Here is a 22723-nt window from a genome sequence, read left to right as displayed (position 1 = left end):
TGCCATTGCGCCCCGGCCGCCCGGCAAGACATAACGGCAGCAGGATCACAGAGGCAGCGGCATGCAGACACAGGCACCACAGGCGGCACCACAGGGGCAATTGCTCACCGGCTGGACCCCGCCACCCCATCCGCCCGCCGGTCTGACGCTGGAGGGCAAGCATATCCGGCTGGACCCGCTGGAGGCCGATGATCACGCCGCCGATCTGTTCACCGCCTTTTCCGGCCATGATACGCTGTGGGATTACATGCCCTATGGCCCGTTCCATTCAGCCTCGGCCTATCACCGCTGGGTCAAGGATCATCAGGGCCGCGAAGACCCGGTGTTCTTTGCCCTGCGCGACACCGCCACCGGCCATGCCGCAGGTGTCGCCTCCTACCTGCGCATCACCCCCCAGTCCGGCAGCATCGAGGTGGGCCACATCTGCCTGTCCCCTGCCCTGCAACGCACCCCCGCCGCCACCGAGGCCATGTTTCTGATGATGGATTGGGCCTTCACGGCCGGCTACCGCCGCTATGAATGGAAATGCAACGCGTTGAACTTGCCCTCGCGCCGCGCGGCGCAGCGGCTGGGCTTCAGCTTTGAAGGCATTTTCCGCAACCACACCGTCACCAAGGGCCGCAACCGCGACACCGCATGGTTTTCGGTGATCGACAGCGAATGGCCCGCCCTGCGCGAAGCCTTCGGCGCCTGGCTCTCCCCCGCCAATTTTGACTCCAGCGGCCAACAGCGTGAACGCCTGTCCGACCTGTCGCGCCTGGTGCGCGCGGGGTCTGACCCCGGCCTCTGACGGCATCAGAACCGCACCCCCTCTCCCAGCCGCCGCTGCACCATGCGGTACAGGCGCGGCAGCGCCTCGGCCTGCAGCGCGGCCGCCCCGGCCGCTTCGGCCAGATCGGTGTCCCCGGCGCTGCGGGCAATGCCCGCCACAAACCGTGCCAGATAGGTGCGCGCCGCCCCATCGGGGCCCTGTGCCAACAACCCCGCCGCATGGGCCAGATCATCGCGCAACGCCAACGGATCGGCCATGACCGCCGCCCGCTCTTCAACGCCCGACGCGGCGTGGCCAAAGCGCCAGGCGCGCACCGCCCGCCCCGGCAGATGCCGCAGGATCGCGGCCTGAAACGCCGCCAACCCCTCCACCGGCTTTGCCAGAAAGCCCTGCGCCCCGGCGGCCAGGGCCAGCCTCCGCCCGTCCAGATCGCCCGACAGGCCCAGCACCACCACAGCGCGCCGCCCCAGGGTCAGATCACGGATCAGACGGTCGCCGCAGCCATCGGGCAGGCCAAGATCGACGATCACCACATCCGGGCTATAGGTGCGCAGATGTGATCGCGCCTGTTCGATGCTTTCGGCCCGGCGCAACCGCGCACCCGACCGCTGGCACATCATCCGCAGCATGTCAGACGCCGCCCGGCTGTCCTCGACCAGCAGAATGGTCACGCCCGACAGCGGCAATCCGCCCGAGGCCAGGGCGCCAACCGCATGGGGCAGAAAGCTGGGCGCCGGGGCGCTGGTGGGTTGGTCTGGCACGGGCATGGCACTCCCCCAAAAATCAAAGGTCACCCCAGGATCAGACGCCGAGTCTGGCTAACAGGCGATTAAGGCGCCCCGCATTTTGCCGCCGCTGCCGGCCTGCGACCGATGCGCCCCTTGCCTCCTCGGCCCGCCCCGCCCATAACCGGACAAACCGCCAAACCGGAGACGCCCATGATCGGCCGCCTGAACCATGTCGCCATCGCCGTGCCCGACCTTGCCGCCGCCACCGCGCAATATGCCGGCACGCTGGGGGCCTCGGTCCTCCCGCCGCAGGATGAACCCGACCACGGCGTGACCGTGGTCTTCATCGACCTGCCCAACACCAAGATCGAACTCCTGCATCCCCTGGGCGAAGCCTCTCCGATTCAGGGCTTTCTCGACAAGAACCCCGCAGGCGGCATCCATCACATCTGCTACGAGGTGGACGACATTCTTGCCGCCCGCGACCGCCTGCAAGCCGCAGGCGCCCGGGTGCTGGGCACGGGCGAGCCAAAGATCGGCGCCCATGGCAAGCCGGTGCTGTTCCTGCACCCCAAGGATTTCAACGGCTGCCTGATCGAGCTGGAGCAAGCATGACCATCACCGCCGCCTTTGTCCTCTTTGCCGTGGTCTGGTTCATGGTGTTCTTCATCGTGCTGCCGCTGCGCCTGACCACGCAGGATGATGCGGGCTCCGTCGTTCCCGGCACCCCCCGCAGCGCCCCGCGCGACGAGCTGGTGGGCCGAAAGGCCAAGATCACCACGCTGTTTGCCATCATCGTCTGGGGGCTGCTGGCGGGCATCATCACCTCAGGCGCTATCTCGGTGCGTGATTTCGACTGGATGGGCCGCATGCCCCCGCTGACCACCCCGCCATGATCCGCGCGCTCGACCCGGCTGCCGACCGTGCGGCCGTCGCCGCCCTGCTGACCCGCGCACAGGATTACTACCACCTGTGGAAAGGCCATCCCCCCGGCCCGGCCGAGGTGCAAGAGGTCTTTACCAGCACCCCGCCCGGCTGCGACCCCGCCGCCTCGCACCGGCTTGGCCTGATCCTTGAGGGTACGCTGCAAGGTGTCGCCGAACTCTCCTTCGGCTTTCCCACCGCGCAGGATGCCTACCTCGGCCTGATGATCCTCGCCCCCGCCGCCCGCGCGCAGGGCCATGGTGCCGCCTTCCTCGCCGACATTGAAACGCGCGCCCGCGCCGCACAGGCCCTCCGGCTTTACCTTGCGGTGTTGCAGGCCAACCCGCGCGGCGCCGCCTTCTGGGCCCGCATGGGGTTTCAGCCCACCGGCACCATCCGCCATGATCCAGACACCGGCCACAGCATTCACCGCCTCGTCAAACCGCTCTGAACGCTGGCAATCGCCACGCCCCCCAGGATCACCGCCGACGCCGCCCAGAACCGCCAGCCCACCGCTTCGCCAATCAGCACCGCCCCGCCCAGCGCCGCCAGCACCGGTACTGTCAGCTGCGCCACCGCCGCCCGCGCCGCTCCCAGGGCGGGCAGCACCGCATACCACAGCGCATAGCCCATGCCCGAGGTGACCGCACCCGACAGCACCGCCAGCCAGATCCCCTGCGCCTCCCAGCGCATCCCGCCCCAGATCAGCGCGATCCCCAGCATCACCGGCACCGCCAGCCCGAAATTCCACGCCGTCGCCGCCAGCGCATCCGCAGCCCCGCGCCCGGCCAGCGAATAGATCCCCCAGCCAATGCCCGCGCAGGCCATGGCCACCGCCCCTGCCAGCGGCACCTCTGCCCCGCCCGGGGCCACCAGCCACACCAGCCCGCCAAAGGCCAGGGCCGCCCCCAGCCAGCGTCGCCCCGGCACTGCCTCGCCCGACAGCACCGCCCCGCCAAACATCGTCACCTGCACCGAGCCGAACAGGATCAGCGCGCCGACCCCGGCCCCCAGCGCCAGATAGGCCAGCGAAAACCCCACCAGATACACCACCAGCCCGAAAACCCCCGGCCCCCGCCCGCGCCATCCGGCCCAGACGACGCCCCGCCGCAGCCCCACCAGCGCCGCCAGCACCACGGCCCCCGCCACCACACGCACGGCGGCAAAGGCCAGCGGGTCCATCCCGCCCTCCCCCACCGCCAGCCGGTTCAGCACCGAATTGGCCGCAAAGGCCGCCATCGCCAGCGCCGTCCAGCCAAACACCCGCGCCGCACTCATGGCTTGCCCCATTCTGAACGCCGCAGGCCGGAGGCTCCGCGCCGCTCCCCCATGACTCGTCCGGCACCCCGTCCGCCGGGCCCGATGCGCCCGCGCCAAGCGCAGGCCCTAGCCAACCCACGCCGCCTCGGCCAGGCCGCGCAGCGCATTGCCCACCCACAACCGCACATGCGGCAGGTCCTCCTCCATCAGCACCTCTTCCGCACAGGCCATCTCGGCCCGCAACACCCCCGGCAACAGCCCACAGCGCAAGGGCGGCGTGCGCAGCCCCGCGCCGCGATCAAAGAACAGCGTGGTGATCGTGCCATCACAGACCTCGCCCCGCTCATTGACAAACACCACCTCATCAAGGCCCGCAGCCAGCCCCGCCCGCGCCCGGTCATAGACCGCGCGCCGGGTGGATTTCACCCCCAGCCACGGATCATCCGACGCCAACCGCTCCGCCGCCAGCCCCAGCCGCCACAGCGCCATCGGCGCAGGCACCGCCCCCACCTCAACCTCGACCGCGCCCTGCGCATCCAGCGTCAGCCGCAGCCGCGCCGCCCGCCCCGCAGGCCCCGCCACGACCAACTCCGGTACCGCCCAGCCCAAAGCCGCCGCCCCTGCCGTCAGCCGGGCCAGATGCAGCGGCCAGCGCGGCACACAGGCCCCGTCCCAGAGCATCGTCTCGATCAGCTTCAGCCCCGGCGTGTCAGCCGCGTGGCGTAGCGCGTTTTCCACAAGGCCTCCTCCCATTCTCCCTCGGCTGTGGAATCATGAACCACCCCGCCGCCCACATTCAGCCGCACCCTGCCATCCGGCCAGACCCGCGCGGTGCGAATGGCCACCGACCAGCATTGATCGCCCCCGGGGGCCGCCCAGCCCACCGCCCCGCAATACACCCCGCGCGGCTCGGCCTCGACCTCGGCGATGATCTCCATCGCCCGGATCTTGGGTGCCCCTGTCACCGATCCACAGGGAAACAACGCCGCCATCAGCCCCGGCAAGCCCGCGCCGGGCAACAACCGCCCCTGCACGCGGGAACTCATCTGATGCACGGTGGCAAAACTCTCCACCGCATAAAGCTCCGGCACCTTGACCGACCCCACCTCGGCCATCCGCGCAATGTCGTTGCGTAAAAGATCCACGATCATCAGGTTCTCGGCCCGGTCCTTCTTGCTGGCCTGCAAGGCCGCCGCAAGGCCGGCATCCTCCACCGGATCATCGCTGCGCGGCGCGGTGCCCTTCATCGGCCGGCTTTCAATCACCCCGCCGGTGACGCGGAAAAACAACTCGGGGCTGCGCGACACCACCACCGGCCCGACCCCAAGATCGACATAGGCCCCATAGCCCACCGGCTGCCCCGCCCGCAGCGCGCCATAAAGCCCCAGCGCCGTGCCCGCCGACAGGTGCGCGTCCAGAGGAAAGGTCAGGTTGATCTGATAACAATCGCCCGCGGCAATATAGCCCTGCACCCGCGCGAACGCCGCCCTATAAGCCTCCCGCGTCACACAGGGCACCAGCGGCTCCAGCCGCACCCCACGGCCGGCCTCGTCGGCCGCAGCCAGCACCGCCCCCGCATCCTGCGGTGCGTCAAACGCCGCCAGACAGACCAGCGGCCCGCGCCGCGCCTCTGGCATCAGACCCGCCAGCCGTGGCTCCAGCGCATAGCCCGCCTCATAGGCGACATAGCCCGCGATCCACGCGCCCCGCCCGCGCGCGGCTTCTGCCGCCGCAAGGCAATCCGCCACCTCTGCCGCCTCCTGCGCCACGAACAGCGCCGTGGGCTGCGCAAACACCACAGACCGCCCGCCCGGACCATGCTCAATGACAATCATTGAAACCCCCTCGCATCGCCTGGACTCCGCCAATGCCCGCCCGACGCATCTAGCACGCACCCGCGCTCTGGAACAGGCGGCAAGCAGCGCATTCCGGCCCCACCGACCCACCCTCAACCCAGGCAGCACTGCATTTTCGGTCGCGGTAGGGCGGGGTTCACCCCGCCATGGCCGGGGGCAGGCGGGGTGAACCCCGCCCTACCCCACTCGCCCCCGTCACACCGTCACCCCACCCCCTTCGCAAAGGGTTGCGCCCCGCCCCGCAACCCCCTAAACCCCCGTCAATTTGCGCAGACCGCACGAATCCGCGAGCCCGGCCACCGTGGCCCGGGTTCAGCCAGGGACAGGGGCCACCGAAATGCCGAAAAGAACCGACATCACATCCATCATGATCATCGGTGCGGGCCCCATCGTCATCGGCCAGGCCTGCGAATTCGACTACTCCGGCGCACAAGCGTGCAAGGCTTTGCGCGAAGAAGGCTACCGCGTCATTCTGGTGAACTCGAACCCCGCCACCATCATGACCGATCCGGGTCTGGCGGATGCCACCTATATCGAGCCGATCACCCCTGAAGTCGTCGCCAAGATCATCGAAAAAGAACGCCCCGACGCGCTTTTGCCCACCATGGGCGGCCAGACCGGGCTGAACACCGCCCTTGCCCTTGCCGACCTCGGCGTGTTGGAAAAGTTCAACGTCGAACTGATCGGGGCCAAGCGCGAAGCCATCGAAATGGCAGAAGATCGCAAGCTGTTCCGCGAGGCGATGGACCGGATCGGGCTGGAAAATCCCAAGGCCACCATCATCGCCGCCCCCAAATTGCCCAATGGCAAATATGACATCAACGCCGCCCTGCGCGAAGCCATCGACACGCTTGATTACGTGGGCCTGCCCGCCATCATCCGCCCCGCCTTCACCCTCGGCGGCACCGGCGGTGGCGTCGCCTACAACCGCGACGACTATGAGGCGATCTGCCGCAGCGGGCTGGAAGCCTCCCCCATGGCGCAGATCCTCGTCGACGAATCCCTGCTCGGCTGGAAGGAGTTCGAGATGGAGGTGGTGCGCGACACCGCCGACAATGCCATCATCGTCTGCGCCATCGAAAACATCGATCCCATGGGCGTGCACACCGGCGACTCCATCACCGTGGCCCCGGCGTTGACCCTGACGGATAAGGAATACCAGATCATGCGCAACGGCTCCATCGCCGTGCTGCGCGAAATCGGGGTCGAAACCGGTGGCTCCAACGTGCAATGGGCCATCAACCCCGCCGATGGCCGCATGGTGGTGATCGAGATGAACCCCCGCGTCTCGCGCTCCTCGGCGCTGGCCTCCAAGGCCACCGGCTTCCCCATCGCCAAGATCGCCGCCAAGCTGGCGGTCGGCTACACGCTGGACGAGCTGGACAATGACATCACCAAAGTCACCCCGGCCTCATTCGAGCCCTCTATCGACTATGTTGTGACCAAGATCCCGCGCTTTGCCTTCGAGAAATTCCCCGGATCGGAGAACAACCTCACCACCGCGATGAAATCGGTGGGCGAGGTCATGGCCATCGGCCGCACCATCCACGAATCCCTGCAAAAAGCCCTCGCCAGCCTGGAAACCGGCCTCACCGGCTTTGACGAAATCGCCATTCCGGGTGGCCCCGACCGCGCCGCCATCTCCAAGGCGCTGTCCTTGCAAACCCCCGACCGGCTGCGCGTCATCGCCCAGGCGATGCGCGACGGCTTCACCGATGACCAGATCAACGCGATCACCTCGTTCGACCCGTGGTTCCTCGCCCGCATCCGCGAAATCATCGACGCCGAAGCAAAGATCCGCCGCGACGGCCTGCCGCTCGACGCCACCGGCTTGCGCAAGCTGAAAATGATGGGCTTCACCGACGCCCGCCTTGCCAAACTCACCGGCCGCGATGAGGCGCAGGTCCGCCGCGCGCGGCGCAACCTTGGTGTGGTCGCCGTGTTCAAACGGATTGACACCTGCGCCGCCGAATTCGAAGCACAAACCCCCTATATGTATTCCACCTACGAATCCCCGGTCATGGGCGATGTGGAATGCGAGGCGCGCCCCTCCGCCGCCAAAAAGGTCGTCATCCTCGGCGGCGGCCCCAACCGCATCGGGCAGGGCATCGAATTCGACTATTGCTGCTGCCACGCCTGCTATGCGCTGACGGATGCGGGCTATGAAACCATCATGGTCAACTGCAACCCCGAAACCGTCTCCACCGATTACGACACCTCGGACCGGCTCTATTTCGAGCCGCTCACGCTGGAACATGTCCTCGAAATCCTGCGGGTCGAGCAGGACAATGGCACCCTCCACGGCGTCATCGTGCAATTCGGCGGCCAGACCCCGCTGAAACTGGCCCAGGCGCTGGCAAACGAAGGCATCCCGATCCTCGGCACCACCCCAGACGCGATTGACCTCGCCGAAGACCGCGAGCGCTTCCAGCAACTGCTCAACACCCTCAACCTGAAACAACCCGTCAACGGCACGGCGCGCTCGCGCGACGAAGCCTTCGCCGTGGCCAAACAGGTCGGCTACCCGCTGGTGATCCGCCCCTCCTTCGTGCTTGGCGGCCGCGCGATGGAAATCATCCGCGACGACGCGCAACTGGAACGCTATATCCGTGAGGCAGTGCAGGTCTCCGGCAACAATCCGGTGCTCCTCGACAGCTACCTGTCTGGCGCGATCGAGGTGGATGTCGATGCCCTCTCCGATGGCACCAATGTCCATGTCGCGGGCATCATGGAACATATCGAAGAGGCTGGCGTGCATTCCGGCGACTCCGCCTGCTGCCTGCCGCCGCATTCGCTCTCGGCCGAAACCATCGCGGAGCTCAAAACCCAGACCGTCGCCATGGCCCGCGCGCTCAATGTCGTCGGGTTGATGAACGTGCAATTCGCGATCAAGGACGGCACGATCTATGTGCTGGAGGTCAACCCGCGCGCCTCGCGCACCGTGCCCTTCGTCGCCAAGGCCACCGATAGCGCCATCGCCGCCATTGCCGCCCGGCTGATGGCCGGTGAGCCGATGTCGCATTTCCCGCTGCGCGCGCCCTATGAGGCCGGCGTCGGCCCCGATACCGACCTGCCGCTCGCCAACCCCTTCACCCTGGCCGACCCGATCACCCCGTGGTTTTCTGTCAAAGAGGCGGTGCTGCCCTTCGCCCGCTTCCCGGGCGTCGACCCGATGCTCGGGCCAGAGATGCGCAGCACGGGGGAGGTCATGGGCTGGGATCGCACCTTTGCCCTCGCCTTTCTCAAGGCGCAGATGGGCGCAGGCACCATCCTGCCAGAGGCGGGCCGCGTCTTCCTCTCGGTCAAGGACATGGACAAGACCGAACCCCTCGCCAGCGCCGCCCGCGATCTGGTGGCGATGGGCTTCGAGATCGTCGCCACCAAAGGCACCGCCACCTGGCTGGCCGGCAATGGCGTCGCCACCACCCCCGTCGCCAAGGTCTATGAGGGCCGCCCCAACATCGTGGACCGGTTGAAAAACAACGACATCGCCCTGGTCCTGAACACCACCGAGGGCACGCAAGCCATCAACGACAGCCGCGACATCCGCCGCGTGGCGCTGATGGACAAGATCCCCTACTTCACCACCGCCGCCGCCAGCATCGCCGCCGTGGCGGCAATGAAGGCCCGGGGTGAAGGGTACGGGGTGCGGACGTTGCAGGGTTAAACGCGGCCCCGGCCTTGCCGGGGCGAAAACGGTCCAGTGGACCGTTTTCAGCGTTTAACGGGCGCGCACGCTTGCGCGCCCCGGGGATAATGTTGTCAGGCTGGCGCAGGGCGGGGCTTACCCTGCGCTACACACGGTTGCGTATGGCCTTACCGATTCGCGCCTCCGTGAAGCTTAGCCGAGAAATTCAGCGTTAAATTGGCCGCATACCTATGATTCGTTATGATGTTGATTAAGGTATAGGTTATTTGCACAAGCATCCCTCGAATCGACCAAAACGGGTCACCCTTCAATTCTCTACTGCACTTGAAAAACAGAGTGTTAGACCGATTCGATCAACCCAAAAGCCGACGAATCCCTGTCAAGCCTCCGAAGAAAAACTGGCTTGACGCGCCCACTATCTAGTGGCATAACTCTGTGTATAAGCAAGCTGTAGGGTGATTTTTCTCTCGCTTGTGTGAAATGGCTTTTCAGCCTCAAAATCTTGTGCCATTGATGACGTTAGAGGGAGGCCACCGGTCTTTCTCGGTTTCATGAACAAACACAGGAGAGCAATTCCAAATAACAGAAACGAAAAGGTCGACCTAAGAGGCCGACCTTCCGATCATCGCAGGACGAATCCTTTGAGGCTCTGTGAGAAGTACCTTCTAGGACGGCTCCTGCAAATCATCAACTCATATTCCTTGAAAGGGGATAGGTATGGCAGGTTTTAGCCACTTCTACGTTAATGACACCGCTCAACCGAACGGTGATCACGAGGTCCATGAATACGGGTGCTATTGGTTGTCCATGGCTACTTCAACAAGCTACGTCGGCTTGTTTGAAAATTGCCGTGAAGCTGTAGCCAAAGCCAAACGCGATCATCATCGCCAATCAGATGGATGCAAGCATTGCGCGCCTGCTTGCCATACGCGGTAAAGGAGGAACAGCTTTGGCCACCAATCCTCCTACCGGCGACGGAAAACGAAACGGTGCAGTCACAGGCCGCTCGCAAACGCAAACGCCCTCGGGGCATTACGTCAAGCGCGACACTGCGACAGGCAAGTTCATGGATGTGAAGACCTCTTCAAAAACACCTTTCAAGGGTGTTCGCAAAGAGAAGTGAACCTCTTGGGCGCGGGAAACCGCGCCCAATTTTTGGCAATCGTTGAGATAATTATCTAGTATTTATCCGTTTATACACAGGGCCGCGCCCGACCTCGGGTGGGCGCGCCAACCTTAGTTCTAGGCACTTTATGGTGCACCCCACCTCCCCGGAAGTTCTAGGCGCAACCGTAGCATCGCGCCCTCCCGGGGGGAGGTCGGGCGCGGCCCGGCGGCGCTGCGCGCCTTGAGTCCGGGCCAGGAGAAGAAAGCAAAGGGTGGGTCGTTCCGCCCGGCAGGCGCGGGTTGACCCACCACAGGCCACGCCCACCTTCACCCACGCGCCACCCGCTTCAACGTCTCCAGATCCGCCGCCAGGGCCGCAGCGTAGCCCCGCTGCCGTTCCGCCAGCGCCGCCTGCTCTTCCTCTGTCCGGTAAATCCCGCTGTAATCCACATCCTCCGGCCCCTTCACCACCCCCGCCAGCCGCGCATGCATGAAGGTGGACAGCACCTCGGCCATCCGGGTGGTGTGGCCCTTGCCCAGACTGCGGAAGAACCGCAGCACATCGGCCTCTACCCAGAGCGTCAGCTTGACCTTGCGGCCCGCGCCCACGCCTTGGGCAATCGCGTGCCATTCCTCGGGCACCGCGCCGGCGCCCCGCGCGGCCCCGTGCAGCGCGCGTTCCAGATCGCGCAGGCTTTCGGCCATCCGGTGATAGCTGGCCTTGCGGGCGTCATCGGCTTTGGTCATGTCGCACCTCCGGCCTCCACCCTGCCCGAACCGGGCGAAAACCCGGTAAACGGCACGCGCGCCCGCGTGATGACGCAAGCCATACGCCGCCCATACATAAACCTTACCCAAACCAGACCCTTGACATCGCGGCCAAAACCCCTCATCTCCCCCCTGTCCGAAGCCCGTGCCGCGTGAGCACCGAAAGGCCCGGACACAGGTTCCCACCATCACGCAGGGGCGCCGACGGCGCGCACGGTCTCTCAAGTTGTTGGGGGACGAGGACCGCCGTTTTCTTGTTTGATGGAACGATCCAAATGACCACCTTCGCAGACCTCGGGCTGAGCCCGAAGCTTTTGAAAGCGCTTGAGAAAACCAATCTTCAGACGCCCACGCCGATTCAGGCGCAGGCGATCCCCCATATCATGGCGGGCCGCGACCTGATGGGTCTGGCCCAGACCGGCACCGGCAAGACAGCGGCCTTCGGCCTGCCGCTTCTGCACCGCCTGCTCGACATCGGCCACCCGCCGGGCCCCAAGAACGTGCGCGCCCTGATCCTGGCCCCCACCCGGGAATTAACCTTGCAAATCAAGGACAACCTGGAAGTCTTCACCAAAGGCACCCCCGTCAAGGTGACCATGGTTGTGGGCGGTGCATCCCTGTTCCGTCAGGCTCAGGCCCTGTCCAAAGGCAGCGATGTTCTGGTCGCCACCCCAGGCCGATTAATCGACCTTTTGGAGCGTGGTGACGTCAAGCTGGACCAGTGCGGCTATCTGGTGCTGGACGAGGCCGACCACATGCTCGACATGGGCTTCATCCACTCCCTTCGCAAGATCGCCAAGCACATCCCGCTGAAGCGCCAGACCATGCTGTTCTCGGCCACGATGCCCAAGGATATTTCCGAGATTGCAGACACTTACCTGCGCGACCCGGTCCGGGTGCAGGTCACCACGGCGGGCAAGACCGCCGACAAGGTGACGCAAGGCGTGCATTTCCTGCCCAATGGCGACAAGGCCCGCGTGCTGGAAGACTATCTGAAAAAGCATCCCACAGAACAGGCCCTTGTCTTTGGCCGCACCAAGCATGGTTCGGAAAAGCTGATGAAACTGCTGGCCGGCTGGGGCTTCAAGGCAGGCTCCATCCACGGCAACAAATCGCAGTCACAGCGCGACCGCACCCTGACCGAGTTCCGCAATGGGGAACTGGACGTGTTGGTGGCCACCGATGTGGCCGCGCGCGGCATTGATATTCCGACAGTGCGTCATGTGTATAACTTCGACATGCCCAATGTCCCGGAAAATTACGTCCACCGCATCGGCCGCACCGCGCGCGCCGGGGCCGAAGGCACCTCGGTCAGCTTCTGTGCACCGGCGGAAATGGGCGAGCTGCAAGCGATTGAAAAGCTGCTGAAAAAGCCGCTGCCAATCCTGGGTGGCGCGCCCTGGTCTGCCGATATGGTGGCAGCTGCCCCCAAGCCCGGCCAGAACCGCGGCCAGCGCCCGGCCCGCCCGCAAGGCGGTCGCCCGCAGGGCGGCAGCAAGCCCGCCGGGTCAAAGCCCCAACAGGGACGCCCCGCCGCCAAGGCCAAACCCATGGGCGGTGGCAACACCCCGCGCCGCGCCGAGGGTGGCAAGCCCGCCGGGCAACGCCGGACGAGCTGATCCCGGCCCTGTGACATTCTGACGAAAACACCTGCCCCGTCGTACCGTTAAGAAATTGGAAACCATTTTCCAAACATAAAACGGGGCCGGGTGTTTTCCGGAAATGTACCGAGTGACCGATGTCCCCAGCATTGGTAAGAGTGGGGGCCTGCCGTGCCCAGGCCTTTTTCAAAAGGTGGTCGCAGGACCGCAAGGCAGGCCCATCTTCCGCCCGCACCCCCTGTCGCAATCCATCCCCGGGGCATTCGCTTTGTCCTGTCTCGCCCGCGCTTGCAGGCCCCGGCGGGAATCGGATAGGGGACTGCCATGGCAAAGCTCTACTTCCATTACTCCACGATGAATGCCGGCAAATCGACCCTTCTGCTGCAAGCCGCGCATAATTACCGCGAACGCGGGATGGACACCTATCTGATCACCGCGCAGTTCGACAACCGCGCCGGGGAGGGCCGCATCGCCAGCCGTATCGGCATCGGCGATCCGGCTGATACCTTTGGCCCGACCGAGGATATGGCGGCCAAGCTGAAGGCAAGGCTCGCCCTTGGCCCGGTCTCTTGCGTGTTCATTGATGAAGCGCAGTTTCTGTCCAAAGCCCAGGTCTGGCAGCTGGCCTGTGCGGTCGATGACCTGTCGGTGCCGGTGATGTGCTACGGCTTGCGCGTTGATTTCCAAGGACAATTATTTCCCGGATCGGCGGCTTTGCTGGCCTGGGCCGATGAGATGCGCGAAGTCCGCACCATCTGCCATTGCGGAAAAAAGGCCACGATGGTGGTGCGCAAGGGCGCTGACGGCCGGGCGCTGCGCGATGGCGATCAGGTGGTGATCGGCGGCAATGAAACCTATGTCAGCCTGTGCCGAAGACACTGGCGTGAGGCGGTCGGCGACTGAAGCGCTGCCGTTGGTCAGAGGGCGACAGGCTCCCCCGCCCGCGCCCGCAGCGCGATCATGCTGCCGGCAGCCACGATCAGCACCATGCCCCCCACCGCCATCGGGGTCAGCACCTCGCCCCACAGCAGCCATGACCAAAAGGCCGAGGCGGGCAAGATGACATATTCGATCACCGAGGCGCGGCCAGCATCGGTGATCTGATAGGCGCGGATCATCAGCCCCACCCCGATCAGCGACCCCGCCGCCTGAACAAAAGTCCACAGCAGGAACGGCCCCGTTGGCCAGACCCAACCCCGCATCAAAAACCCGTCGGGGCCGGGCGGCGCGATCAGGGGCACAAGCGTCAGCACAATCATCCCCAGCGCCCCGAACACCCCCAGAACGCCAAAGAACCCTGCCACCAGCGTTTCGGCACTTTCCTCGGGACACCATTCGCGCGTGGCAACATTGCCAAGCGCATAAAGCGCCCCGGCAAGCACCGGCAGCATCGCCGCCGCAGAGGCCCCAGACATCGCCTCTGGCCCCAGCACAAGCACGACCCCGACAAACCCCACGGCAACCGCCAGAATCCGCACCGGCCCAATCGCATGGCCATAGGCGAAGCGCGAGATCAGCAGCACAAAGATCGGCGCGGTAAACAGGCCCGCCGCAACAATGGCCACCGGCAGAAAGGCCAGCGCCCCGAAGTAGATCACCATGGCCAGACCATGGATCAGGCTGCGTGCCAGCACCGCCCGCGGGTTCACCGGTCGCAGCCGCAGCCCCAGCAGCGGCACCGCCAGCCCCAGCAGCACCAGCGCCATCACCGTCCGGGTCAGATGGAACTGCCAAAGCCCATGGTCCTGCGCGATGATCCGCACATAATTGTCGGTAAAACCGATCAGCATGGCATAGCCGCACAGCAACCCGGCAGCGGCAAGGGTTCGGTCCTGGGGCATCCTGACATCCTTCCTTTGGTCTTTTGAACCCTGCCCCACCCCACCCTGCGCGCCGAAAAGCGACACGCAGGGTGCTTTCCGGGGCATCTTGTGGCAGGGGGGGCATGCAGGCGGGTGATTGTGGCCCGAACGCCCTTGGTCTACTGTCGCCGCATGACAGGCAAGGCACCGCGCGCCATGACGGCTTTGAAGAAATACTCCCGGCTGGAAAGCCGTGGGCTGTGGCGCGACAGTCCGCTGGCACAGCGGCGAGAGGTCATCGTGGCCTTCCGCGAGGCGACGCTGGTTCTGTCTGATCCCAAAAGCGAAACCGCCCTCAGCCATTGGTCGCTGCCCGCGATCGAGCGGCTGAATCCGGGCGAAGGGCCGGCGGTTTTTGCACCGGGGTCCGAGGCGATTGAAACGCTGGAGCTTGATGACGCCGACATGATCGCCGCGCTGGAAACTGTGCGCAATGCCATTGCCGGCCAACGACCGAAACCGGGGCGGTTGCGCGGGGTGCTGGTTGGCTCGGGCACGGTCCTGGTGCTGGCGCTGGGAATATTCTGGCTGCCGGACGCCTTGATCAAGCAGACCGCATCGGTCCTGCCCGCAGCGACACGCGCGGCCATCGGTCAGGCAGCCTTGGCCGATGTGCAACGGCTGACCGGGTCGCCCTGCGCCAGCCCGCTGGGCACCTTTGCGCTGACCACGCTTGGCGACAAGCTGTTTGGCCCGCATCGCGCCCAGATCCTGATCCTGCGCGACGGGCTGGAGGGGGCGGCGCATCTGCCCGGCGGCATCATCCTGATCGGGCGCGACGTGGTCGAAGAGCAGGGTGGCCCCGAGGTGCTCGCAGGGCTTGCCCTGATGGAACGCCTGCAGGCCGAAACCCGAGACCCGATCTTGCCCGTATTGCAACATGCCGGGCTGACCGCGACCTTCCGGCTGCTGACCTCGGGCACCCTGCCCGACACAGCGGTGGCGGGTTACGGCGAAGTGCTGTTGCAAGATCAGGGCGTTGCCGTGCCCGATGATCTGGCCTTGGCCCGCTTCGGCGCTGCGGGCCTGTCAACGGCACCCTATGCCTATGCGATCGACCCCAGCGGCGAAACCACCCTCGGGCTGATCGAGGCAGACCCTTTGGCCGGGCTGATCCCGGAGCCGCTGATGGCGGACAGCGATTGGGTCAGCCTGCAAGACATCTGCGCCGCGGGCTGAAACACAGCCCGCGCCGCCCATGATCAGCGGATGAACGCGTCGCCAAACCCGGCACGCCGCGCCGCGGCCAAGGCGGCCTGCGCTTCGGCCCGCGATCCGAATGGTCCGGCAAAGACGATCTGCATCGCCTTGCCCCCGCTGGAGATGTTTGACCGCGCCACCGGCAGGCCAAGCCGCGCCAGCCGTGAGGATGCGCCATCCGCATTGGACGGCTGACCAAAGGTGCCCACCTGCACAAAGCTGCGCCCCGAGGCGGGATGCTGCGCGGCCGCCTCAGATTTGCTCGACGCATGGACCTTGCGCTTGGCAACGGGTTGGCCCTGCGCCCTGTTGTTTTCCGCAACCAGCCGGGCCGGCACCTCGCGGGTCCAGATCTGGTCCTGCTGCGCCCAGCCCTGCTGCGTGCCCTTGCCACGGTGGGGGTTCAGCCGGTCATCGGTGAAGGCTGCACGATAGCCCTTGGGCATCACCTGCGGCTCTGCCGCAGCGGTTGTGCGCTGCACCTGACGTTGACCCACATGCGCCGCCGGATCCGGCCCTTCCAGATAGCCCGACGGCGCAATCGCCGCCGCCCCGGCCAGCACGCGCGGGGCGCGGGCATGGGAAAGATCGCCATCGCCACGGGTACACAGCACGATGCTGCCGCCATTCTGCAAACGGAACCGCTCCGCCATCGGCGCATCTGTGTAACACCCGATGCGGGCCGTGCCGGCGGTCGTCGCCACCCGCTCTGCGGTCTGGCGCTTTGGCTTTGACCCAGCCTGCCCCGCAGGCCCTGTCCGCACCGGGGCTGGCGCAGCGGCCTTGGGCGGCATGCTGCGCATGGCAGGCGGCGGGGGGTTGGCCGCGGCCTGCGCCGCTGCAGCTGCGGGCGTCGCCGCGGCAGGCAGCGGAACCGCTTTTGGCGCAGGCTCGACAATGGCCACCTGATTGTTGCCAAAGGTCGGCGGATAGCCACACAGCGGTGCGCGGTCGCGGCTGACGCGCGGCACCCAGTTGGTGCGCCCCGAAAGCCCGGCCCGCAGGAACACACAGCCCCGGCTGTCCACATATTGCTGCCCTGTAAAGGACGCCGGCGGCAATTCACGCGGGCCACCAAAATCACCGGCGGACTGAGCATTGGCAACACTCAATCCAGCCACGACCGCCAGAACGGCAGCCGGAACCAGTCTCAACACCATGACTACCCCCAAGTAGCGTATGGGCGATACTGGAATAATATTGTTTCCGAGTAAAGCGATTAGCCCGCTATTTTGTACCGAACATCCGATCACCCGCATCCCCTAGCCCCGGGACGATATAACCGTGATCATTCAAATGGCTATCGACCGAAGCGGTGACGATGGGCACATCGGGATGCGCCTCCTGCATCCGCTTGATGCCTTCGGGCGCGGCCAGCAGGCACAAGAAGCGCAGGTTTTTCGCGCCATTGTCCTTCAACAGCTGCACCGCCGCCGCCGAGGAATTGCCGGTCGCCAGCATCGGATCAACCACGATGCACACCCGGTCTTCCAGCTGTGTCGGCACCTTGAAGTAATATTGCACCGGCTGCAGCGTCTCGGGGTCGCGATACAGGCCGACAAACCCCACCCGCGCCGCCGGGATCAGCTCCAGAATCCCGTCGAGCAACCCATTGCCCGCCCGCAGGATGGAAATCAGCGCCAGCTTCTTGCCCTCGATCACCGGGGCATCCATCGGCTCCAGCGGGGTTTCGATCCGCTTGGTGGTCATCGGCAATTCGCGCGTGACCTCATAGGCCAGCAGCAGGGAAATCTCGCGCAACAGCTGCCGGAACGACGCGGTCGAGGTGTCTTTCTCCCGCATCAGGGTCAGCTTGTGCTGGACCAGCGGGTGCGAAACGACGGTCAGATGGTCCAGCATGGTCAGGCCTCCAGCACTTTGGCGATACGTGCGCGTGTATCGGCATCACAGAAGGCCGCGTCAAGCGCAGTGCGGTTCAGCGTCGCAAAAACCCCGTCATCCCAGTCAAAGGCGCGGTGCAACTCGGCAAACTCCCGCTCCATGCTGGTGTGGAAAAACGGCGGGTCATCGGTGCTGACGGTCACCTTGACCCCCCGGTCATAGAGCTGCCCGATGGGGTGGCTGCGCCAGTCGGGGTAAAGCCCCAGCGCCACATTCGATCCCGGGCAGACCTCCAGCACGATGCCCCGCTCGGCCAGCTCATCCACCAGCGCCAGATCCTCAATGGCGCGCACGCCATGCCCGATCCGCTCAACCCCCAGATCGTTGACCGCATCGCGCACGGATTGCGGCCCGCCCCATTCCCCGGCATGCGCGGTCAGCCGCAGCCCCGCCTCGCGCGCGCAGTCAAAGGACCACAGGTAATCCTTTGGCGTCAGCACCTTTTCATCGCCTGCGATGCCAAAGCCCACAATCCAGTCGCCTGCCGTATCTGCGGCACAGCGCGCGGTCTCGCGCGCCTTGTCCGGGCCGAAATGCCGGATACAGGTAACAATGCCGCGCAGGGTGATACCAAACCTTCGCTCCGCCTGATCCGCCGCCTCGCGGATTGCCTGCAGGTACTCGCGCCAGGCCCCCACATCGCGCCCGCCGCAGAAATCGGGCGACAGAAAGGTTTCGGAATAGACCACACCGCTCGCCGCACTTTCCTCCAGCACCGCCAGCGTCAGGCGCGCGTAATCCTCGGGCGATTTCAGCGCCGAGGTGGCGGCCTCATAGACCTTCAGGAAATCCCAGAAATCGGCGTATTTGTAATGGCCGCGCTCATCAAACACGCCTGCAATGTCCAGCCGCTTTTCCGAAGCCAAGCCGCGGATGAACGCGGGTGGGGCGGCTCCTTCAAGGTGAAGGTGGAGTTCGATTTTGGGCAGCATGACGCGCGCGTCCTTTTCATTATCTGTTCATAAATATCCCGGGGGTGCGGGGGCTGGCCCCCGCTTCTTTCGGGTCAGAGGAAACTGATCCCCGGCGTCAGAGGGCGAATGCCAAGATGTGCGGCCATGCTTGCCCCCACATCGGCAAAGGCATGCAAGCCGATGGGGCGGGCACCAAGCCCGTAGCCGATCACCGGCACCCGTTCCCGCGTGTGCTCGGTGCCCTTGAAGGTCGGGTCGTTGCCATGGTCGGCGGTAAAGATCGCCAGATCGCCGGGGCCAAGTGTGGCCAGAAAGCGCGGCAGGTTTGCGTCAAACCCTTCCAGCGCGCTTGCATAGCCCGCCACGTCGCGCGGATGGCCATACAGGCTGTCAAATTCGACAAAGTTGGCAAAGGTCAAGGAACCCGGCTCCGCCTCGGCCCCCAGACGCACCAGATGTTCGAAAAGATCAGCGTCGGATTTGCCCTTGTGCAGGGCACCAATCCCGCGCATCGAAAAGATATCCCCGATCTTGCCAATCGCATGCGTCATCCGCCCCTGCTCTGCCGCCCAATCCAGCAGCGTCGGTGCAGGCGGGGCAATCGCATAGTCCCGGCGGTTGGCGGTGCGCTTGAAATCGCCGCATGTCCCGGTAAAGGGCCGCGCGATGACGCGCCCCACCTTCATCGCATGCAGGGTCGGGGCCAGGGCCTCACACAGCTGCAACAGACGGTCCAGCCCGAACGCCTCTTCATGCGCTGCGATCTGGAACACGGAATCGGCGGAGGTATAGCAGATCGGCCAGCCGGTCCGCAGATGCGCCTCGCAATGGGCGGCAATGATCGGCACGCCCGAGGCGTGGCAATTGCCCAAAATCCCCTCTGTCCCCGCCAGACGACACACCTCGGCCACCAGATCGGGGGGGAAGGCGGGGCCTTCGGTGGGGAAATAGGTCCAGTCCCAGGGCACTGGCACCCCCGCCAGCTCCCAATGACCCGAGGGCGTGTCCTTGCCGCGCGACACTTCCGTCGCTGCGCCCCAAAGCCCCGTGGGCGTGGCCCCCAGACCCGGTGCCTCCACCCCGGAGGCCAGCTTTATCGCCGCCCCCAACCCCAGCCGGTCAAGGTTGGGCATCTGCAACGCCCCACTGCGGCCCATATCGGCCCGGCCCTCGGCGCAGGCCTGCGCGATATGGGCCAGCGTATTGGCCCCGGCATCGCCAAAGTCGGCGGCATCCGGTGCACCACCGCAGCCCACCGAATCCAGCACAACCAGAAACGCGCGCGCCATCAGGTGATCCTTTTCAACACAAGCGGGCCTTCATCCAGCACCGAGGTGCCGACGCGATACGCCGCCTGCACCGCCCGCACGGCCGCATCCGCCGCGTCCTCGCTGGCCGCATGCACCATGGCAAGCGGCACCCCGGCCCCGATTTCCTCTCCCAGCCCGATCAGATCGGACAGGCCCACCGCCGGGTGCACCTTGTCGCCCTCGCGCAGCCTGCCGCCCCCCAGATGCACGACCGCATGGCCCAAAGCCTCACCATCAATATGGGCGATGAACCCGTCATCCAGCGCTGGCACTTCGCGCATCACAGGGGCGGCGGGCAAACGGTCGGGCCAGCGTTCCACGAAATCGGCAGGCCCGCCCTGCGCCGCGACCATACGGCCAAACACCTCTGCCGCAGCGCCTGACTCCAGCGCCTGCGCGATGCGCCCCGCCCCGTCTTCGGCATCCGCCGCCAGCCCGCCAAGCGCCAGAGCCTCACCGCCCAAGGCACAGGTCAGATCCCACAGCGCCGCGTTGACCGATGTGCCGGTCAGCGTCTCCATCACCTCGATCACCTCCAGCGCATTGCCTGCCGCCGTGGCCAGCGGTTGCGACATATCGGTGATCAGCGCGGTGGTCATGCAGCCCGCACCCTGCGCCGTGCCAACCAGCGCGCGCGCCAAGGCCTCGGCCCGGTCCAGCGTCTTCATGAAGGCGCCCGAGCCGCATTTGACATCAAGCACCAGCCCCTCCAGCCCCGCCGCCAGCTTTTTCGACAGGATCGACGCGGTGATCAGGTCAATGCTTTCCACCGTGCCGCTGATATCGCGGATCGCATAAAGCCGACGGTCGGCAGGGGCGAGGTCAGCACTGGCCGCGACAATCGCGCAATGCACCCGGTCCAACTGGGCGCGGAGCTGATCTTCACTCAACCCGGTGCGGAAGCCGGGGATCGCCTCCAGCTTGTCCAGCGTGCCGCCGGTATGGCCAAGCCCCCGTCCCGAGATCATCGGCACATAGGCCCCGCAGGCCGCCAATGCGGGGGCCAGCAGCAAGGACACGCAATCGCCGATCCCGCCGGTCGAATGCTTGTCCAGCACTGGCCCGGGCAGATCCCACCGCAACACCTGCCCCGAGTCGCGCATCCCCCGCGTCAGCGCCACCCGCCCTTCCTCCGACAGACCCCGCAGCAGCACCGCCATGGCGAAGGCCCCCGCCTGCGCGTCGGTGACCACACCCGAGGCAAGCCCTTGCGCAAACCACGCAAGCGCCTCGGCCGAAGGTGTGGCGCCATCGCGCACCTGGGCGATGATGCGGCGCGCCTCCATCAGGCACGGTCCATATGGGCGGCGGTGAACACGCCGGGCAACAGCTCTGCCACCGTCAGCGTGTGTTGCTTGCCATCGGTGGTGCACAGCGTGACCTGCACCTCCGGATCTGCGAATTCCGCGATCTTCTGACGGCAGCCGCCACAGGGCGGCACCGGATCGGGGCTGTCGGCGATCACGAACACCTCGGCAATGCGGGTATCCCCCCCGGCAATCATCGCGGCAATCGCCCCGGCCTCGGCACAGGTGCCTTCCGGATAGGCCACGTTTTCCACATTGCAGCCGACATAGGTTGCCCCCGATGTGGTCCGCAACGCAGCCCCCACCAGAAAGCGCGAATAGGGCGCATAGGCGCGCAGGCGAACATCGGTGGCAGCTTGCAAAAGGGTCATCTCAGCCTCGGGTTTTGACCAATCGGTCGGCAAGTGTGGGCGCAGGGCACGCAAAGCGCAAGGTCACAGAACAGTGGTGGCGGGGTTGCCCGGCAAGGACACCTCCAGCAGTTCCAGATCGGCCGTGGGATCAGCATAGCGCGTGGCCATGCCCGGCGGTATGACAAAGGCATCCCCGGCCGACAGGCGGAACGGATCTTTGCCCTCCCCTTCAAGCGTCATTTCCCCGGAGATCACAAAGGTAAACAGGATATCGCCCGCATGCCGGGCCATCGGCGCGGACCCACCTTCGGGGCGCAGCACCATCACGCTGGCAACGCCCTTTGTGTTGGCGTTGATCGTGGTGTCGCGCGCCACAAACCCCGGCAGGCGCGCGCGCACAAAGACGCCCTCCCTGCCCCGGTTGAACACGAAGCGCTGGCCCTGCCACTCGCGGTCAGGGCGCAGTTCCGGGGTTGGCAGGGTCATGTCATGATCAATCTCGGTGATATGCTCGGCAGGCACCCCGATCTCGATCACCTCGATCCCGTCACTGGCTTCCAGCACCCGGTGGCGGATTTCGGGCGGCTGGATGAAGCAATCTCCGGCGTGCAACCGCATCGGCCCGCCCTGATCTTCATAGACCACATCGACCCAGCCCTTGATGCAGAAGATCAGCTGGAACCCGACCTTGTGGAAATGCACCATATCCGGCACCGGGCCACCATCGGGAATGCGGATATGGCTGGCAATCATCGCCCCGCCCAGGCGGCTGGGCACCAGATCGCGGTAATGCATCCCGGCGCGGCCAATCACCCAAGGGGCCTGATCCGCCAGACGGCGCACCACAAAGGCATGTTCGGTCTGCGGCAGCACCAGCGGCGGGTTGATCTCGTCAATCTCGACCCGCATGCCATTGGGCGCGGTCAGCACGCGCGCGCCCCCGGCAAACCCATCCGGGTCTTCGGTCAGGATGCGCAGCGTTCCCGTCGGCACCCCGGCCCCCTTCTGAAGGCGCAGGCGCAGTCCATGCCCCGACAGCACCGCCACCTCGGGGTCATCGGCGGGATAGATCATGTCCAGCCGCATCCCCAGCACGCGGGTGTAGAACGGCAGGTCATCGCGCAGATCCTGCGTGGACAAAAGAACTTCGGCGCGCGTCTCGGTCATGGCTATCCCCGGATTGTGCCGCCATGCTGGAACCGGCCGGCGA

Annotated in this window: 22 protein-coding genes; 9 read left to right on the top strand and 13 right to left on the bottom strand. The window is 65.8% G+C overall.

What is annotated here, in order from left to right:
• Positions 1-61: 61 nt before the first annotated feature.
• Positions 62-790: a GNAT family N-acetyltransferase gene (locus tag CXR43_RS03555; RefSeq protein ID WP_103332626.1), complete on the top strand. Its 729-nt coding sequence runs from the start codon at positions 62-64 to the stop codon at positions 788-790.
• Positions 791-795: 5 nt separating this feature from the next.
• Here the strand turns inward: CXR43_RS03555 and CXR43_RS03550 are convergent, their stop codons facing one another.
• A complete protein-coding gene (locus tag CXR43_RS03550) occupies positions 796-1539 on the bottom strand; it encodes a response regulator (protein ID WP_103332625.1) in 744 nt (247 codons plus the stop codon).
• A 171-nt stretch (positions 1540-1710) separates the two neighbouring features.
• Between CXR43_RS03550 and mce the strand changes: the two genes are divergently transcribed.
• From mce to CXR43_RS03535, 3 genes are read left to right on the top strand one after another with little or no spacing between them, the layout of a single operon-like run.
• Positions 1711-2115 (top strand): methylmalonyl-CoA epimerase, encoded by a 405-nt coding sequence (mce, locus tag CXR43_RS03545; RefSeq protein ID WP_103332624.1) that lies wholly within the window; start codon positions 1711-1713, stop codon positions 2113-2115.
• Positions 2112-2396, top strand: coding sequence for a DUF1467 family protein (locus CXR43_RS03540; protein ID WP_103332623.1), 285 nt, complete (start codon positions 2112-2114; stop codon positions 2394-2396). Before mce ends, CXR43_RS03540 begins: the two co-directional genes overlap by 4 nt.
• The gene (locus CXR43_RS03535; protein ID WP_103332622.1) at positions 2393-2875 is read left to right on the top strand and encodes a GNAT family N-acetyltransferase; all 483 of its coding nucleotides are present in this window, start codon (positions 2393-2395) and stop codon (positions 2873-2875) included. The genes CXR43_RS03540 and CXR43_RS03535 overlap by 4 nt, the downstream gene beginning before the upstream one ends.
• On the opposite strand, the gene CXR43_RS03530 is transcribed toward CXR43_RS03535, so the two are convergent.
• The 3 genes from CXR43_RS03530 to CXR43_RS03520 form a co-directional block, all read right to left on the bottom strand.
• Positions 2851-3702, bottom strand: coding sequence for a DMT family transporter (locus tag CXR43_RS03530; RefSeq protein WP_103332621.1), 852 nt, complete (start codon positions 3700-3702; stop codon positions 2851-2853). The genes CXR43_RS03535 and CXR43_RS03530 overlap by 25 nt on opposite strands.
• Positions 3703-3810: 108 nt before the next feature.
• Entirely contained in the window at positions 3811-4422 is a 612-nt protein-coding gene (locus tag CXR43_RS03525; RefSeq protein WP_103332808.1) for an aminotransferase class IV, read from the bottom strand.
• Positions 4380-5519 carry an aminodeoxychorismate synthase component I gene (locus CXR43_RS03520; RefSeq protein WP_103332620.1) on the bottom strand — a complete coding sequence of 380 codons (1140 nt, stop codon included), beginning with the start codon at positions 5517-5519 and terminating at the stop codon, positions 4380-4382. Before CXR43_RS03520 ends, CXR43_RS03525 begins: the two co-directional genes overlap by 43 nt.
• 358 nt (positions 5520-5877) lie before the next feature.
• Here CXR43_RS03520 and carB point away from each other — a divergent pair, with 358 nt between their 5' ends.
• Positions 5878-9207: a carbamoyl-phosphate synthase large subunit gene (gene carB / locus CXR43_RS03515; protein WP_103332807.1), complete on the top strand. Its 3330-nt coding sequence runs from the start codon at positions 5878-5880 to the stop codon at positions 9205-9207.
• A 931-nt stretch (positions 9208-10138) separates the two neighbouring features.
• Complete coding sequence (locus tag CXR43_RS17830) at positions 10139-10312, top strand: hypothetical protein (protein WP_168219731.1); 174 nt, start codon at positions 10139-10141, stop codon at positions 10310-10312.
• A gap of 311 nt (positions 10313-10623) precedes the next feature.
• On the opposite strand, the gene CXR43_RS03505 is transcribed toward CXR43_RS17830, so the two are convergent.
• Positions 10624-11043: a BrnA antitoxin family protein gene (locus CXR43_RS03505; protein ID WP_168219730.1), complete on the bottom strand. Its 420-nt coding sequence runs from the start codon at positions 11041-11043 to the stop codon at positions 10624-10626.
• Between the two features lie 296 nt (positions 11044-11339).
• Between CXR43_RS03505 and CXR43_RS03500 the strand changes: the two genes are divergently transcribed.
• The gene (locus tag CXR43_RS03500; RefSeq protein WP_103332617.1) at positions 11340-12683 is read left to right on the top strand and encodes a DEAD/DEAH box helicase; all 1344 of its coding nucleotides are present in this window, start codon (positions 11340-11342) and stop codon (positions 12681-12683) included.
• Positions 12684-12989: 306 nt separating this feature from the next.
• Positions 12990-13568, top strand: coding sequence for a thymidine kinase (locus CXR43_RS03495; RefSeq protein ID WP_103332616.1), 579 nt, complete (start codon positions 12990-12992; stop codon positions 13566-13568).
• Between the two features lie 14 nt (positions 13569-13582).
• Here CXR43_RS03495 and CXR43_RS03490 read toward each other — a convergent pair whose 3' ends face one another.
• Positions 13583-14506, bottom strand: a complete 924-nt coding sequence (locus CXR43_RS03490) for a DMT family transporter (protein WP_146036461.1) — start codon at positions 14504-14506, stop codon at positions 13583-13585.
• Positions 14507-14683: 177 nt separating this feature from the next.
• Here CXR43_RS03490 and CXR43_RS03480 point away from each other — a divergent pair, with 177 nt between their 5' ends.
• Positions 14684-15706: a hypothetical protein gene (locus tag CXR43_RS03480; protein WP_103332806.1), complete on the top strand. Its 1023-nt coding sequence runs from the start codon at positions 14684-14686 to the stop codon at positions 15704-15706.
• A 23-nt stretch (positions 15707-15729) separates the two neighbouring features.
• On the opposite strand, the gene CXR43_RS03475 is transcribed toward CXR43_RS03480, so the two are convergent.
• The 7 genes from CXR43_RS03475 to CXR43_RS03445 form a co-directional block, all read right to left on the bottom strand.
• Entirely contained in the window at positions 15730-16887 is a 1158-nt protein-coding gene (locus CXR43_RS03475; protein WP_103332614.1) for an SPOR domain-containing protein, read from the bottom strand.
• 67 nt (positions 16888-16954) lie between these two features.
• Positions 16955-17587 carry a uracil phosphoribosyltransferase gene (gene upp, locus CXR43_RS03470; protein WP_103332613.1) on the bottom strand — a complete coding sequence of 211 codons (633 nt, stop codon included), beginning with the start codon at positions 17585-17587 and terminating at the stop codon, positions 16955-16957.
• 2 nt (positions 17588-17589) lie between these two features.
• Positions 17590-18561: an adenosine deaminase gene (locus tag CXR43_RS03465; RefSeq protein ID WP_103332612.1), complete on the bottom strand. Its 972-nt coding sequence runs from the start codon at positions 18559-18561 to the stop codon at positions 17590-17592.
• Between the two features lie 74 nt (positions 18562-18635).
• Positions 18636-19832, bottom strand: coding sequence for a phosphopentomutase (locus tag CXR43_RS03460; RefSeq protein WP_103332611.1), 1197 nt, complete (start codon positions 19830-19832; stop codon positions 18636-18638).
• Positions 19832-21139: a thymidine phosphorylase gene (locus tag CXR43_RS03455; RefSeq protein ID WP_103332610.1), complete on the bottom strand. Its 1308-nt coding sequence runs from the start codon at positions 21137-21139 to the stop codon at positions 19832-19834. The genes CXR43_RS03460 and CXR43_RS03455 overlap by 1 nt, the downstream gene beginning before the upstream one ends.
• Positions 21139-21531: a cytidine deaminase gene (locus CXR43_RS03450; protein ID WP_103332609.1), complete on the bottom strand. Its 393-nt coding sequence runs from the start codon at positions 21529-21531 to the stop codon at positions 21139-21141. Before CXR43_RS03450 ends, CXR43_RS03455 begins: the two co-directional genes overlap by 1 nt.
• A gap of 63 nt (positions 21532-21594) precedes the next feature.
• Positions 21595-22680: a cupin domain-containing protein gene (locus CXR43_RS03445; protein ID WP_103332608.1), complete on the bottom strand. Its 1086-nt coding sequence runs from the start codon at positions 22678-22680 to the stop codon at positions 21595-21597.
• Between the last annotated feature and the right edge of the window lie 43 nt (positions 22681-22723).

Origin of the sequence: Pseudotabrizicola formosa (assembly GCF_002900965.1) — a bacterium.
Lineage (GTDB): Bacteria > Pseudomonadota > Alphaproteobacteria > Rhodobacterales > Rhodobacteraceae > Pseudotabrizicola > Pseudotabrizicola formosa.
The sequence above is the reverse complement of the archived record's forward strand: the minus strand, read 5'-3'. Positions and strand labels throughout refer to the sequence as shown.